Source organism: Endozoicomonas sp. NE40 (assembly GCF_040549045.1).
GTDB classification, from domain to species: Bacteria; Pseudomonadota; Gammaproteobacteria; order Pseudomonadales; family Endozoicomonadaceae; genus Endozoicomonas_A; species Endozoicomonas_A lisbonensis.
In genome coordinates this window covers 336,306-351,916 of record NZ_JBEWTB010000002.1, presented here as the reverse complement: position 1 = coordinate 351,916, position 15,611 = coordinate 336,306, and the positions used below count along the sequence as shown (strand labels likewise).

Sequence of the window (15,611 nt, the reverse complement as noted above, 5' to 3'; positions counted from 1 at the left end):
AATGCCATGATTAGCTCGTGGTTCTTTATTAGCTCATGGCTGTTTTATTATGAAAGCATTAGCAGCTGTCTGCGAACACCGGTTACATCGGTCAACCGGGTTGGGTAAGTATGCAGGAAGGGTAACAATCGTTCTGTTTCATATCAAGATGAATGTTTCTTATAGGAAACACCCGGAAATATGACTCAGGTCGTCCGGATTAAAAAAATTAAAATACAGCACCTTCATGCTCCCGAAGCTCTGCTAGTATCACTGATCGCATGTTGTTCAGTTTTTATTCCGTCATTGCTTAAACCGTCGCTTTGTTAATCCATATCAATGCCCTTTAGCTTGGGATATCAGACATTTGGAATCCACTCTGCCCCGGGGCTCCCTGGAGAAAGTCCGTTATCTGGTTTCAATGGCGGGTGCTACCCACCAAAAAAAGCATGGTGTGACTATTATGTTGTCAGGTAAGTTCACCAGTATTTTTGCTATTTTGTGCTCAATAGTCATGGCAGATTATAGTTCTGGTTCGGAAAAGAAAACGGCGGTAGTCAATGCGGGCAGTACCGGTTCAAGGCTCTATATCTATGAGCATTCGTCTAACCCGGGCAGCGGGCTTCCTGTTATAGAGAAGCAAACGTCAAGCAAGCAAAAAGGAGGAATTCAAGACGTAGATGCAGATAATCTGGAAACTTATTTGAAGAATCTGTTTAGCGCAGTCAATAAAGAAAACATTAATAATATTTATTTTTATTCGACCGCTGGTATGCGACAAGCCGAACCTGATAAAAAAGCGTCCCTGAATGAGGGTATTGAAAGATGGTTGAAAGCAGAATTCCCTTCATCAGACATTGACGTACAAATAATAACAGGCCGGGAAGAGGCTCTGTATAACTGGCTGGCATTAAATTATGACAACAAACTATTAAAATTCCAGGGAAAAACAGAAGGCGTTCTCGATATGGGTGGAGCGTCTACGCAGATTGCTTATGAAGTTGATGATAACGCGAATTTTATTGTTCAGATAAACAGCAAAACTTACAAGCTTAATACAGAAAGCTTTTTAGGCTTAGGGCTTGATGTGGCAATCAACCAGTACCTGGATCAGCCAGAATGTTTCCCTAAAGATTTCACTTTACCTAACCGCAAAAAAGGAACGGGTGATTTTGATGCCTGTAGTGAGGCAATTGCGCCGCTGATTACAGGTGTGCAAAAAGTTCACAACTACATTACATCACACCCTGCCATAAATACGTGCAATTTCCTTCTTGTTGCAGGATTTAACTACACCGCATCGGAGTTAAATATCAGCAAGAGTTATTCCATTGCAAACCTGGGTAAGAAGGGTAGGGACTTTTGCGAACAAAGCTGGAAAGACTTGAAGAGTGGGAAAACTTCCTATCTGGCCACACCTTTTCTATGGCATATCTGTTTTGATGCAGCTCTGGAGAAGGATTTGTTAACACTTGGGTATCGGATAAATCTTGGAGGTGTTCCTATCAAAACGGCTTCAAGTATGGCCTATAAATCAGACTGGACATTAGGTGTTTTGCTTAAATCTTTTGTCACTGCTATTCCTGAACCAGAGGAGCAGCATAAGCCTCATACCGACCTGTAGACCCTGAGCGGTAACCCCTGTCGTGAGTCTTTATACCCTGCCATCCGGGGTGGGATAGTTTATTTCCAGCTTAATTGAGTAACTGTGATGTTAAGGCACAAGCTCTGGCCAATTCGTCAGACTCTTTTGAAGTCAGGCATGTATTCCCTGTTTCTTATATCCATTCCCTGGTACAGACCCCCCGGGCAGTTAGCCTGTACCTTTGAAGGTTTTCCTGACTGGGTGCTTACAGCACTGCTCTGCTTCGCCATAGCCACCGGCATTAACGTATGGTTGTGGTTTGCCGAGAGCGCGACGGAATGACGCTTCAGCTGACACTGGTTATCGCTTATTTCCTGCTACTTATACCGGTGTGTCTGAAAGCAAAAAAATCCAGCACCAGACATACGGCATCGGATCATTATCTGGCTGACCGTTCCCTGGGGATGTTTGTATTGTCCCTGACGCTTTTTGCCACCATAGCCAGTGGACAAACACTGCTGGCCAACACCGGGCAAGCCTACCTGCTTGGTTATCACTGGATCATGGCGATGGGGTTATGGGCTGCCATCAGCGTCAGTTATCGCTGGATTGTTCCCGGGCTGAGACCGATTGCCCTGGCTAACCGTTTTGTTACCCCCGGGGACTGGATACGGTTTCGGTTTACTGCCCAGCCGTGGGCAGCCCCGCTGAGGCAACTGCTTACGCTCTGCTTCTGCCTCTGTCTGACCAACTATCTGTTTGCCCAACTCAAAGCAGCGGGTGAAATCATGGTCGTGCTGACGGACAACAAGCTTCCCTATGGCATTGCTGTCCCGCTGTTTGGTCTGATTATTCTACTCTATGATTCGATTGGCGGTTTGCGCGCTGTGGCCTGGACCGATGTGATTCAGGGGCTGGTGACCATTATCGGAATTGTCAGCCTGTGCTACTGGATTACCAGCAACTCTGGTGGTTTGCAGCAAATCGTTTTCGGTGTTACTGAGCACAGGCCAGAGAGTGCCAGGGTTCCCGATTACACCTTTCAGGCTCGCTGGTTCAGCCTTATGTTAATGGGAGGATTGGCTGTCTGTGTGTACCCGCAGGGGCTGCAGCGTGTTTTTGCGGCGTCATCCAGGCGGGTTCTCTACCGTTCACTGGCACTGTCCAATATGTTTCTTGTCATCTGCGGAGTGGTTCTTATTTTTGCGGGCTGGTCGTCTCTGTCACTGCTTGGTAGTGCCGATATCGATGTGGATCAGGTGTTGACTGTGGTGTTAAAAGAGTGGGCTGGCAGCAGTGCTGTTAACTATTTCGCAGCCTCTCTGGTGCTGATGGCGGTGATGGCCGCAATTATGTCAACGGCTGACTCGGTACTGCTATCGCTGGTGTCCATTATCAAGCACGACTTTACTCAAACGTCTGTTCGAACCGGCCTTCGACAGGACTATCTGATTGCGGTTGTGGTCATGACGCTTTGTTCTCTTGCAGCACTTTACCGGGATATTACGCTGTGGCATCTGCTTGAACTCAAGCTGGAATTGCTGGTGCAATGTTTTCCGGGGTTTGCTCTGGCACTGCACAGACCTTCTCTCAGGGCGTCTTCTGTTTTTCTGGGGTTGGTCACCGGTCTGGTGGTGCTGAGCATCGAGCTGATTCTGGGGGTTCGCTCTGTTTATGGCATTAATAACGGCATGGTGGCACTGGCCGCCAACGTTGGCGGTATTTTTATGCATCACTTTGCCGTTACCTTCATGACAAAGAAAAGACCATGACCCTTGCGGGGTTCATGGTCTTTTCTGTTACAGATGCAGTAAAAGACTATTCGGCGATGGTCTTGCCTTCTTTTTCGGCGACTTCTTTTGCCATATAGTCGCGTACCAGTCTGAACACTACAGGGCTTAACAGTACGAGAGCGATCAGGTTAGGTATGGCCATCATGGCATTCAGGGTGTCAGCCACCAGCCAGATGAAGTTAAGGTTCAGAGTCGCCCCAATGGGCAGGGCAATGATCCACAGAATCCGGTAAGGCTTCACGGAACGAGGGCCAAACAGGTACACGAGGCAACGCTCACCGTAAAAACTCCATCCCAGAGTAGTAGTAAAGGCGAAGATGGCCAGCGAGAACGTAACGATGTAGTTGCCAACACCCGGCATGGCTTTGGCAAATGCCATGGAGGTCAGGGCTGCACCGGATTCACCGGAAGTCCAGAGACCAGAAGTGATAATCACCAGACCGGTAATGGTACAGATAATAATGGTATCGATAAAAGTACCCAGCATGGCAATCATACCCTGACGAACCGGGTCTTTGGTTTTTGCCGCAGCGTGGGCAATCGGGGCAGAACCCAGACCAGCCTCGTTGGAGAAAACACCCCGGGCAACACCAAAGCGAATAGCTGCCCACACGGCTGCACCGGCGAAACCACCGGTAGCGGCCACCGGCGAGAAGGCATAGGTGAAGACCAGTGACAGAGCTTCAGGAATGGCAGCAGCATTAATCGCCAGAACACCCAGCCCGGCTAACAGATAGGTAATGGCCATAAAAGGCACCAGTGCGCCAGCGACCTGACCAATACGACGGATGCCGCCAATTAACACCAGTCCCACCAGAACCATCAGGGCTACACCGGTTATCCAGGTTGGCAGACTGAAATTGGCTTCCAGAACCGCAGCGACCGAGTTGGATTGCACCGTGTTACCGATACCAAAGCCTGCGATAGCACCGAACAGGGCAAACAGTGTGCCGAGCCATGCCCAGCGGGAACCCAGACCATTCTTGATGTAGTACATAGGGCCGCCGTAATGGTTGCCTTTGTCGTCTGCTTCCCGGAATTTTACGGCCAGCACAGCTTCCGCAAACTTGGTGGCCATACCCACCAGTGCTGTACACCACATCCAGAACAGGGCTCCGGGGCCACCAAGGAAGACCGCCGTGGCAACGCCGGCAATATTACCGGTACCAACAGTAGCCGACAGGGCCGTCATCAACGCCTGAAACGGTGAGATTTCCCCCGCCTTGTCGTCGCCCTCTGCCGGTGTACGACCACTCCATAATAGTTTGAAGCCGGTTCCCAGTTTGAGCAGTGGCATCAGCCGCAGACCCAGCATCAGGAATAGCCCTACCCCCAGAATAAGAACAAGCATTAACGGTCCCCAGACGACCCCGTTAATGGCGTTCACAATATTCGTTATTTGTTCCATATTTTTATCCGCTGTTAGCTTATTGTTCAGCTGCGTCACAGACCGGAGAAACATCACTAACCCTGTGAAAATTCCGGCAAAAATCGTTCGCTCGCAGGTCGTTTTAACTTAATGGATGAGGCGGGCAAATTCAACGCAGACGTGAGCTGCAAAGTGATTGGCTGGTTTCATATAAGAAACGATTGTTGCTAATCAGGGAGTCTTTCTTTAATTCACGGCTTCGCTTGGTTACTATTCCGATACTTCTTCAGTTGCCCATAAGCTGGATAAAATCATGCAGGTAAAAAATTACAATGACTGAGCAGGCCCATTTTTTACAACGCGAAAAACAGTCAGTAATGGTTACGCGCAGCGACAGGGAAGCGTCTGTTGAACCTCTGCAGCTGGGGCAGCGGGTTCGGGAGATTCGCAAGAGCAAGAACCTGACCCTGGAAGAAGCCAGCAAACTGTCCGGGCTGGCACGTTCCACCCTGTCGAAGATCGAAAATGAACAGATTTCCCCCACCTTTGCAGCGGTCACCAAACTGGTCACCGGACTGGGGATTGATATTCCACAGCTATTTACTCAGCCCGATACCCGGACCACTGCCACTGGCAGGCGTGCCATAACCCGTAAAGGGGAAGGGCAGTTGCACCCTACCACGACCTACGAACATGAGCTGCTGGCCGATGAGTTGTCGGGTAAACGCATGATTCCCTACCGGACCACCGTGTTTGCCCGCTCTTTTGATGACTATCAGGACTGGGTGCGCCATGAGGGGGAGGAATTTCTGCTGGTACTGAGCGGCCGACTGGCGCTGTTTACCGAGTTCTACCAGCCTGTTGAACTGGGCGAAGGCGACAGCGCTTATTATGATGCCGAAATGGGGCATGTGCTGGTATCGCTCGGTGAAGAAGACGCTGTGGTGTTGTGGGTGACTGCCTGATTATCGCCTGGTTAAGGCAGCCGGAAGGGAGTGGTGCCATACTGTGGGCAGAATCTACAGGAGAAAAAAAGCATGAAATACCATCATCTTGGTATTCCTACTCAAGAAAAGCTAAAGGACGAGAAACACCTGCCTCACCTGAAAATGTATGTCAGCGGCTTTGGGCGTAACCCTTATGGGGTGGAATGGATGCGCTTTGAAGAAGACGCCGACTACCCTGAACTGGTGAAGACCGTACCTCATGTCTGCTTTGAGGTGGATGATCTGCAGGCTGCTATTAAGGACAAGCATGTCATTATTGAGCCAAACAGTCCCAGCCCCGGAGTGTGGGTCGCTTTTATTGAGGATAACGGTGCGCCGATAGAATTTTTGCAGGTGGACCGGACGATTGCAGAGGACGGTATATAAAGTGCTGTCAGGATTCCAGGGTGTTGCGATGCCCGGTAGGACGCCAGGCCGGGGAGATAACGTTTGGCATATCTGAACGGTTAAGCAGAGGCGCTTTGCACAGGGCAAATTCACCAAAGCGATGATTGACGGCGTCCAGTGTCGCCAGCAACTTGTCTTTGCGGGCATGATCCTCACTGAACAGTTCGCCCTGATGGTCTTTAGGCTGAGGGTCCAGCGCACCAATATGAACCTGATGTACTCCCCGCCCATCCCAGTAAACCTCCAGAAAAAAGTTTGCCAGCGCCATGATCAGGTCACCATCGGCAGTTGGGTGCAGGCTTTGCAGTTTACGATGAATCCAGCCACGACGGGTGTTGACACCAATGGCAAAGGTTTGTGCCTGAAGTTCATAACGGCGCAGACGTGCCGCCACCTTTTCTGCCATGTGCAGCAGGTAAGTGTGTAGAACCTGTTTATCCGTGGTGTTCGGTGGGATCACCTTGCCGTGTCCGATGGACTGGGGCGCTTTGGTCTCTTTATGGATCGGGTCCGGGTCCATGCCCTGAGCCATCAGCCAGATGCGGCGACCGAGATTACCAAAGCGTTGTGCCAGCACACTGATGGGAATCTGCTTCATATCACCGCACCGGTGTACGCCGTACTGAGCAAGAAAGCGGCCAATGCCTGAGCCAATGCCACACAGCTCTGTGACGGGAACCGGTGCCAGCCGCTCCTGTCTCGTTTCCGGCAGGACCACCGTCAGTCCGTCAGGCTTCTGCTGTTTAGCAGCCCACTTTGCCGTGGTTTTATCGCCACTGATGCCGACCGAGCAGGTCAGGCCGGAGGCGTTAAACACACAGGTTTTAATACGCTCTCCCAGCTCTTCCACGGTACAGTCGTACACCTGCTGACAGCTGGTGATATCAAGGAAGGCTTCGTCCACGGAAAAGATTTCCAGCTCCGGGGTAAGGGTTTCCAGTGCCGACATGATGCTGGATGACACCTGGCCATATCGTTCCGGGCGTGACGGGGCCTGTATTAAATCCGGTGCCAGCGTGCGGGCTTCCCGCAGACGCATACCGGTTTTGATACCCACAGCCCGGGCTTCATAAGATGCCGTGATGATACAGGTTCCGGTACGCCCGTTGGTGACACACACCGGGCGGTGTCGCCAGTCCGGGCGGTCCAGCTGTTCAATGGAAGCGAAGAAAGCATTCATGTCAACCAGGGCGATCATTCTGGACCATGGTTGCTGCTTTATAGTGATACTGTTCATGCATACAGTATTTTGTATTTAGGCATTAAAGGCAAGTCAATGATGATTGAAATTTCCAATAGGGGGTGAAAGGGCGACTGGCGTTAAGTCGGGTTGAGTTCAAACAGGAGTTCATCGGCCTCCTTAAGTTGCTGTTCAAGCTCTGCAACTTTCTGTCTCAGATCCGACTTTTGAGTATCGGCTTCGTAGAGAAGTCTGGAGAATGTCTCAATCTCTTCTACATCTGCATCATGTTGACGGCTGTAGTCTTCGATAGCTTTTGCCATCTGCCTGTTATCGGATAGAGCGTTGTTTGTTAATTCTGCTTCCAGGTCTCGTTCACGGGCAGTTTGTGCCTGAAGAGCTTCCAGTTTTTTCATTTCTTCAAGCATTTTCTCAGAATCAGCCGTCTTCTGGCTCAGTCTTTCAGAGGCTTCATTCAGTTCGGTTTCTAATTGGGTTGTTTTTTTTCTGGCCAGCTTCAGGCCGGTCGATTTTCGCTGGCAAAGTTGCTGGGCAGTGTCCAGCTGTGTCGAGAGTTCTGAACACTGATTTTTACTCAATGCCAGTTCGGCAGCCAGCTGCCAGCGTTTTTTTCTTAGTGTTGAGAGACTTCTCTCCAGTGATTCCTGGCGAGCCTGACTGGTTGTCAGGGCGCAGTTTAATGCTTCCTCTGCCTCAAACGCTTTTGCCTGAAGGTGCTGAGTGGAGACGGTTGCTCTATTCAGTTTCCGTTGCAGGTGTAATAATTTCTTTTCTGCCTGTGCAAGCTCTGCTGCTTTCTGCTCTAACTGGTGCAGTGTTTCAGAATGTGACTGCTCCAGCTCAGCATACAGCTGATTTAGTGTCGTCTGATTAAGCTGGTCGATTTTCAGATCGTGTTGTGACGCCTTCAGCTTTTCCTCTGCTTTTTTCCTGCCAGCGAATACGCGAAGGTTCGATGCTTTCTGTTTATCGCGGCGGTCCTTGTCCTGCTGCCACCTGTCTGCCTGTTCAGAAAGTCTCTGGCTTATCTGTTTTTCTTCGCTGGCAAGCCTGGCTTCAGAAGCATTGACCTGGTCACAGGCAAGGCTGTGCAATGCGTAGTTAATGGCGCTGCTGAGCAGTGAGAGAGGAGCGCCAATGATGAAAGTCCCCAGTAATGGCAGGCCTGCAGCCGCCGCTGAGGCCGTGACCGAAGAACCGGACCGGGCGTTGAGTTCGTGGCTGTCAGCCATTGAATCCACTTTTCTGGCCTGATCCCTGACCCGGTTAATGGCCTGGTCAGGTTCCATGGTGTTTATCAGTGAACCGGCTTCAGTCAGCACTTTGTGATTTGCCTGTTGCAAATCGGTGACCTCCCGGGCAAGCCTGTTCTCCTGAAGTATCATGCGGGAGACAGGGCCGATAACCGGGGTAATACTGAATGCGGTTTCTATTGCTTTGTTGGCAGGGAGGTAGTGATTCAGTTGCTGCAACAGACTACTGAAGCCACCGGTAATGATATCGACAGCATGACCGACAAAGCTGCGTTTTGCGGCGACGTTGAGAGGCTGCCACGACTCTGGCAGTGAAGCGGTTCTGGTGCAGGCTGTAATATCCATAGGTTCTCGTCCCTGATTGTTATCCTGACTTAGGACTCTTTTTTTACCAGTAGGTTCCATAATCGAGATGAGTGATTTTTGAAAAGCTTCGACGGGCAGCTATGGTGCCTGCCGTCAGCCGGCGGGCTATAAAAAATTGCAGACACCGGAACTTGTTGTTCAGGCTATAGTCCATGCTTGATTATGGTTTGAACAGGTATGCATACACAATGAAGTCTGCTGTTAAATGGTTGTTGGTGCTCCTTGTCGCAATTAACTCTGCATGGTTGATTGCTGAAGATACAGAAAGTCCGGAAACGGTACTGGAAAGGCTGAACAGTGAGCGGAAAAGCGCAGGTATTGAATCCACTTATAAATTTAATACAGCCCTGACAGAAGCTTCACGCAGGCACTGTCTTTACTGGGCTGAACATTATGACCAGCTGAGACAGAACCTGATGGCAGGTGAAATCAGCTGGCATGATGAGCGGGACATAGAAGGTTCTGAATACTACGCAGGCAAAATGCGAGAACGGGCGCAAAAGCAGGGGTATACTTCCGGTGTTGCTGAGAACCTTCAGTTAGGTAGCAAAAGCTGGGCTGGAGCCATTAGTGGCTTAATGAGTTCGATGGGACACAGGTTGAACTTTCTGAATCCTGCATTTAATGATATTGGGTTTTATGGCTGCCGTGTTAAGTCAGTCTTTCCCGGTGAAGGAGCAACGCTTTATGTCTTTATGATGGGCAGTGACTATGGTCGCGTGTTCGATGAAAAGACAAAGGAACTCTGCACAAAAGAAGGGTTGAAGTACTGCCCTGCGGGTATGACGAGCTGTACGGTCATTCGTTGTGATAATGGTCTGGGAGTCCTGAAGTCGCGCGTCAGTACTGAAACAGCCAGTCTGGTTCAGCAGCAGGACAGCGGCTTTGTGATGTATCCGTTTGATGGTGCTGTGGTTGAGCCACTGGCTTCAAATCATGGCCCTTATGATGACTATTCGGGACAGTTAAGGGGGCAGATGATCAGTGTTGAGCTGCTTCCTGAGACACAAAAACAGATTTCTGGCCTGCTGATGATGTTGGTAGACACCAGTTCGGGTGAAATTGTGCCAATGGGTGCCGTGAGTAATGGTTTGCCCCCAAGCCGATCGGGAATAAGAGCCTGGTTGCCAGAATCACCCCTGAAGTGGGGCGGTCAATACCGCATGGTGATGCAGTATAACGACCCCGGCGACGGATGGCAGGAGCGGAAATTTGAATTTAGCGTCCGGAAGCCGGAAGGGAGAGTGGTAAATATTTCAAACCTTCAACAGACAGTGTCGGTCAAAAAGGGAGAGGAGAATCTGTTTGTTATTGACTGGAATCTGACCCCGCAGAAGGCAATCAATAATATTGAGATTACTTACTGGGGATCAAACAACTATGAGATTGAAGCTCTGGGGGATAATCTGATCAAAGTTCAGTCCAACATAGACAGGCTGATTATCAAAAATGCTGCCAATAACATGGCGATCAACAGTTTATGCACAGGATTAGACTGTACGGAGGCTGATGGACCCTGTCAATGAATGTGATAGCCCCGATGCCTGCAACAGTGTAATCCGACGGCGAGCTGCGGGTCATAAAGACTGACAGTTCCACTGTCATCGTTTACAATGCCGCCATGCCATTCTGTAGCGATGCTCCTGTAAGTAAGGCTCTATAGCTTACAGATAGTCGTAAAGAGTGTCTCGAACTGAATTATAAGAACGGCCCTGTTCTTCGGAATAACGGGTCACGAACAAAAACAAGTTTGGAGAGTGTAAATGGCCGTAGAACGCACTTTGTCGATTATTAAGCCGGACGCTGTTGCCAAAAATGTAATCGGTAAAATTTACAAGCGCTTTGAAAAAGCAGGTCTGAATATCGTTGGCTCACGGATGATCCATTTGAGTCAGGAGAAAGCAGAAGGCTTTTATGCAGAACATAAAGAACGGCCATTTTTTCCTGATCTGGTGGCCTTTATGACGTCTGGCCCGGTCGTGGTGTCGGTCCTGGAAGGAGACAATGCTGTTGTCCTGCACAGGGAACTGATGGGAGCCACCAATCCGGCTGAAGCAGCGCCAGGAACCATTCGTGCGGATTTTGCTCAAACCATTGACGAAAACGCCGTACACGGTTCTGACTCTCCAACATCAGCAGCTCGGGAGATCGCTTATTTCTTTGATGAAGCGGAACTCTGTCCGCGAACGAGATGATAGTACGATTGCCGGGTAGGAATACCCGGCGATTTTGAGGTGTAAAAATGTCAGAAACAGTCGGTCAGTCCGTCTCTGAAGTAAATGAAATGGCTAAAACCAACCTGCTGGGTCTGTCCCGCAGTAAGATGGAAGCCTTTTTTGTCAGCATTGGTGAAAAGAAGTTCCGCGCCCAGCAGGTACTGAAGTGGATTCACCATGAGCGTGTTGACAGCTTCGACGACATGACCAATGTCAGCAAGGCCCTGCGTGAGCGACTGAAGCAAGTCGCTGAAATTCGCGGGCCTGAAATCGTCAGCAGCCACTTTTCCGAAGACGGCACCTGCAAATGGGTCGTGAGGGTCACCAGTGGCAGCTGTGTTGAAACCGTTTATATCCCTGAAGGGGACCGTGGCACGCTGTGTGTTTCCTCTCAGGCAGGTTGTTCCCTGGACTGCAGCTTCTGTTCAACCGGCAAGCAGGGTTTTAACTCGGACCTGACTGTGGCTGAAATTATTGGTCAGGTCTGGGTGGCTGCCCGTCATTTTGGCAATGTACCTGCCAGGATAGATCGCCGTATTACCAATGTGGTGATGATGGGGATGGGCGAGCCATTGATGAACTTCGACAATGTCGTGGATGCCATGAACCTGATGATGGATGATTTTGGCTATGGCCTGTCCAAGCGTCGGGTAACCCTGAGTACTTCCGGTGTTGTGCCTATGTTGCGTAAGCTGGGCGAGGTGACGGATGTTTCACTGGCGGTGTCTCTGCATGCGCCGAACGACGAACTGCGTAATGTGCTGGTTCCCATCAACAAAAAGTACCCACTGGCTCAGTTGATGGATGCCATTGATTTTTACATGAACTCTTTGCCCGACAACCGTCGCGTAGTGACCATCGAGTACACTCTGCTGGCGGGTGTGAACGACCAGCCGGAACATGCAGAGCAACTGATTCAGCTGCTTAAAGATGTGCCATGCAAGCTGAATCTGATACCCTTTAACCCATTCCCCCATTCCGGTTATGAGCGACCCAGCAATAATGCCGTTCGCCGTTTTCAGGAGAAAATGCAGGCTGCGGGTTTCAATACAACCGTGCGCAAAACCCGGGGGGATGATATCGATGCTGCCTGTGGCCAGCTGGTGGGTCAGGTCAATGACCGTACCCGCCGGAGCCAGCGTTATATCGAAGCCAGGCAGCTGGAAGCCTAATAAGCCTTTGCAGAGCAGTGCGCCTCCTGAATGTGTGCTGCCCTGACGGGCAGTACTAATAATCAGGGGAGTGACATGGCTGCAAAACGGAAGCTTTGTTCAGCTTTCATGTTCGCATTGCTGAGTATGATGTTGTCGGGGTGTGTGTCCACTGGAGGCCGGCCGACGGATGAAAACCAGGCAGTCCGGAGTTATATCGATCTGGCCAGGGGGTATGTGCAGCAGGGTTATACCGAAAATGCCATCAAACCTCTGAACCGGGCTCTGGAACTTCGACCTGGCTCGCCTGATGTACATGCTATGTTTGCCCTGGTGTATCAGCTGCAGGGTGAAGACAAACTGGCTGAACAGTCGTTTCGCAAGGCGCTCTCCCTCAGTTCCGGTTCGGCAGAAATACACAATAACTATGGTGCATTTCTTTTCAGCCAGAACCGTTTGAGCGAAGCTTACCGTCAGTTTACACTGGCTGGAGATGATGTTCGCTATTCTCAGCGCAGTCGTGTTTTCGAGAATATGGGGCGGGTTGCGCTGCAACAGGGGCGACGCAGTCTTGCCCGGCAGAATTTTGAAAAATCCCTGAAACTTAATGCCAATTTGCCCAGATCCCGGCTGGAGCTGGCGTCTCTGCTGTATGAGCAGGGGGAGTCCCTTCTGGCCTGGGAGCATTACCAGACATTTGTCACACTGTCGTCGCAAAATGAGCGTAGCCTGCAGCTGGGCATCAGGCTGGCCAGAGCCAACGGCGACAACAACGCGGCAGCCCGTTATGCTAATGAGCTGCAGCGTTATTATTCCAGTCCGGAAACGGGACGGGATACCCGGAGTCGAAGCAGTTATGACTACTGACTTATTAGAAACAAAGACCGATACAAAAAGCGAAAGCCTCTTGGATGAATCCGCACAGGTCGATGCTCAGTCGACACACGAACAGGAAAGAGAAGAAGGCTTGCAATCTCCAGGCGAGCGACTGCAACGATTCCGTGAGCGGAAGGGGCTGACAACCGAAGAGGTAGGCGAGGCTCTTAAAATTCCTGCGTCGTATATTGATGCCATTGAATGCAGTGCGTTTGATAAAATGCCGGGGCTGATGTTTGTCCGGGGTTATCTTCGGAGTTATGCCCGCCTGGTGGGTCTTGATCCGGATGACATTATTCACCGGTTTGATCAGTTCACCGGGGACAGCGGTAAAGAGACACCCAGACTGTCTGAAGGAAAAGATGTAGAGATCCGTCGTCAGGTTTCTCCTGTTGTGAGTATTGGCGGTGCAGTCAGTGTTATTTCAATTCTGCTGGTGGTGGCATTCAGTTATTACTACTGGGGTGGTGGGCGTGAAGCCGAAGTCCCGGCGGCTGCTGAAATCTCAGGAACCCTGGCAGTACCTGAGCCAGAGCTTACTGTTGACAATCTGGCACCTCCGGTGGAAGAGGCAGCATCAGAACAGGTTGGTCAGGAAGAGCAGGCTGTAGAGTCCGTTCCGCTTGATGAAGACCTGACAGCGCCGGCGATGTCTGAAAATGCCCCCGGGGAAGCATTGAATAATGAGGCCGCTCAGACGACAGAGCAGGAAGTCGCGGGTATTGCCCCCGTCGAACCGGCACTGCCGGATGAGACGCATCTGGTGATTCGCTTTATTGAGGATTGCTGGATTCAGGTGCGTGATATGGCAGGCAAAAGCCTTTATACCGATGTGCAGAAAGCAGGCTCCACCCTGGATCTGGAAGTCCCTGATACCATTCAGGTTCGCTTTGGCAACGTAGCGGGTGTTCAGTCTGTGACCTTTCATGGAGAACCGGTCGAGGTGAAGGCTACTGAACCTGGCCGTAATGTGGTGAGTCTGGTGCTTGGTTCTGAAGATGCCGGTTAATCTGCATTTTGACTGTTATCATTAAGCCGGAACCGTTATAGTTGCTCCTTTTTGTCCGGCCAGCCCTGTCTGGTCGGCACAGTTGAGGATTTAGAGGGCGTCAGAAGTTGGCAAAGCAACTGAAAGCTATTCGTGGCATGAACGATCTCCTGCCAGATCAGAGTCCGGCATGGCAATATCTTGAAGGTAAATTCCGGCAGCTGATGGCTAACTACGGCTACAGCGAGATGCGCATGCCCATTGTCGAGCCCAGTGGCTTGTTCAGCCGTGGCATTGGTGCCGGTACCGATGTTGTAGAAAAAGAGATGTACACCTTTGATGATCGTAATGGTGAAAGTCTTTCATTGCGTCCTGAATCGACCGCGAGTTGTGTAAGGGCGGCGATCCAGCATGGGCTGCTTTACAATCAGGTTCAGCGACTGTGGACATCGGGTCCAATGTTTCGTTACGAGCGTCCGCAGAAAGGGCGTTATCGCCAGTTTCACCAGTTTAGTGTGGAAACCTTTGGCATGGCGGGTGCGGATATAGATGCAGAGCTGATCCTTCTTACAGCCCGCTTCTGGAAGGAACTTGGGTTGACTGAACATGTTCGGTTGGAATTGAATTCACTGGGTACGCTGGAGGCTCGCCAGAACTATCGTACCGCTCTGGTTGAGTACCTGACTCAGTATGAATCCGAACTGGATGAAGACAGCCAGCGTCGCCTGAGCATCAACCCGATGCGTATTCTCGACAGTAAAGATGCACGTACTCAGGAAATCGTTAAAGATGCGCCTGTCCTGCAGGATTATCTGGATGATGAGTCCCGCGAGCATTTTGAAACATTGAAGAATATTCTGGATGCGGCAGGTGTTAACTATGTTGTAAATCCAACCCTGGTGCGGGGGCTGGATTACTACAGTCGAACCGTGTTTGAATGGATTACAGACAGCCTGGGCGCCCAGGGAACCGTATGTGGCGGTGGTCGTTATGATGCCCTGGTGGAACTGCTGGGTGGCAAACCAACGCCCGCCGTTGGTTTTGCCATGGGGCAGGAGCGACTGGTTCTGCTGCTGGAAACCCTGAACCTGATTCCGGACAGCGTTAACAAGACCATTGATGTTGCTGTGGTCACCCGGGGTGAAGGCGTAAGCGGACGAGCCATGCCGGTGCTGGAAACCATTCGCAACCGTCTGCCTGATCTTCGTATGCAGGTGAACTGCGGTGGTGGTTTCAAGGGGCAGATGAAGCGCGCCTACAGCAGCGGCGCAGAAGTTGCCCTGATTATTGGTGAAGACGAGCTGGCAGCCGGTGCTGTCACCGTTAAGCCTCTGGCCGGTGACGAGCCTCAGCAGACCATGGACGTTAATGCAGCGATTGAGTACCTGCAGGCAAAATAACCCTGATGCCTGCATCTGCGACTGTCAGGTGCAGGTGGCT

13 protein-coding genes are annotated in these 15,611 nt (G+C 50.9%); 10 read left to right on the top strand and 3 right to left on the bottom strand.

Going from position 1 to position 15,611, the window contains the following annotated elements; genetic code table 11:
- Nucleotides 1–400 precede the first annotated feature (400 nt).
- The gene (locus tag V5J35_RS02615) at nucleotides 401–1,603 is read left to right on the top strand and encodes a hypothetical protein (RefSeq protein WP_354009769.1); all 1,203 of its coding nucleotides are present in this window, start codon (nucleotides 401–403) and stop codon (nucleotides 1,601–1,603) included.
- 269 nt (nucleotides 1,604–1,872) lie between these two features.
- Complete coding sequence (locus V5J35_RS02610; RefSeq protein WP_354009768.1) at nucleotides 1,873–3,336, top strand: sodium:solute symporter family protein; 1,464 nt, start codon at nucleotides 1,873–1,875, stop codon at nucleotides 3,334–3,336.
- Nucleotides 3,337–3,382: 46 nt separating this feature from the next.
- Here the strand turns inward: V5J35_RS02610 and V5J35_RS02605 are convergent, their stop codons facing one another.
- Nucleotides 3,383–4,765, bottom strand: a complete 1,383-nt coding sequence (locus V5J35_RS02605) for an alanine/glycine:cation symporter family protein (RefSeq protein ID WP_354009767.1) — start codon at nucleotides 4,763–4,765, stop codon at nucleotides 3,383–3,385.
- 338 nt (nucleotides 4,766–5,103) lie between these two features.
- On the opposite strand from V5J35_RS02605, the gene V5J35_RS02600 reads away from it, so the two are divergent.
- Nucleotides 5,104–5,691 (top strand): helix-turn-helix domain-containing protein, encoded by a 588-nt coding sequence (locus tag V5J35_RS02600; protein ID WP_354011357.1) that lies wholly within the window; start codon nucleotides 5,104–5,106, stop codon nucleotides 5,689–5,691.
- A gap of 72 nt (nucleotides 5,692–5,763) precedes the next feature.
- Nucleotides 5,764–6,099: a VOC family protein gene (locus V5J35_RS02595; protein WP_354009766.1), complete on the top strand. Its 336-nt coding sequence runs from the start codon at nucleotides 5,764–5,766 to the stop codon at nucleotides 6,097–6,099.
- Nucleotides 6,100–6,106: 7 nt separating this feature from the next.
- Here V5J35_RS02595 and V5J35_RS02590 read toward each other — a convergent pair whose 3' ends face one another.
- Together V5J35_RS02590 and V5J35_RS02585 are read right to left on the bottom strand one after the other, a co-directional pair.
- Nucleotides 6,107–7,357: a DNA polymerase Y family protein gene (locus V5J35_RS02590; protein WP_354009765.1), complete on the bottom strand. Its 1,251-nt coding sequence runs from the start codon at nucleotides 7,355–7,357 to the stop codon at nucleotides 6,107–6,109.
- 83 nt (nucleotides 7,358–7,440) lie between these two features.
- The gene (locus V5J35_RS02585) at nucleotides 7,441–8,919 is read right to left on the bottom strand and encodes a coiled-coil domain-containing protein (protein ID WP_354009764.1); all 1,479 of its coding nucleotides are present in this window, start codon (nucleotides 8,917–8,919) and stop codon (nucleotides 7,441–7,443) included.
- 209 nt (nucleotides 8,920–9,128) lie between these two features.
- Here V5J35_RS02585 and V5J35_RS02580 point away from each other — a divergent pair, with 209 nt between their 5' ends.
- From V5J35_RS02580 to hisS, 6 genes are all read left to right on the top strand, one after another.
- Complete coding sequence (locus V5J35_RS02580; RefSeq protein WP_354016253.1) at nucleotides 9,129–10,466, top strand: CAP domain-containing protein; 1,338 nt, start codon at nucleotides 9,129–9,131, stop codon at nucleotides 10,464–10,466.
- Nucleotides 10,467–10,703: 237 nt separating this feature from the next.
- Nucleotides 10,704–11,135, top strand: a complete 432-nt coding sequence (gene ndk / locus V5J35_RS02575; RefSeq protein WP_354009762.1) for a nucleoside-diphosphate kinase — start codon at nucleotides 10,704–10,706, stop codon at nucleotides 11,133–11,135.
- Nucleotides 11,136–11,182: 47 nt separating this feature from the next.
- Nucleotides 11,183–12,328: a dual-specificity RNA methyltransferase RlmN gene (gene rlmN, locus V5J35_RS02570; RefSeq protein WP_354009761.1), complete on the top strand. Its 1,146-nt coding sequence runs from the start codon at nucleotides 11,183–11,185 to the stop codon at nucleotides 12,326–12,328.
- Between the two features lie 75 nt (nucleotides 12,329–12,403).
- Entirely contained in the window at nucleotides 12,404–13,174 is a 771-nt protein-coding gene (pilW, locus tag V5J35_RS02565) for a type IV pilus biogenesis/stability protein PilW (protein WP_354009760.1), read from the top strand.
- Nucleotides 13,164–14,192 carry a RodZ domain-containing protein gene (locus V5J35_RS02560; RefSeq protein WP_354009759.1) on the top strand — a complete coding sequence of 343 codons (1,029 nt, stop codon included), beginning with the start codon at nucleotides 13,164–13,166 and terminating at the stop codon, nucleotides 14,190–14,192. Before pilW ends, V5J35_RS02560 begins: the two co-directional genes overlap by 11 nt.
- A 107-nt stretch (nucleotides 14,193–14,299) precedes the next feature.
- Nucleotides 14,300–15,571, top strand: a complete 1,272-nt coding sequence (gene hisS / locus V5J35_RS02555; protein WP_354009758.1) for a histidine--tRNA ligase — start codon at nucleotides 14,300–14,302, stop codon at nucleotides 15,569–15,571.
- The last annotated feature ends 40 nt before the right edge of the window (nucleotides 15,572–15,611 follow it).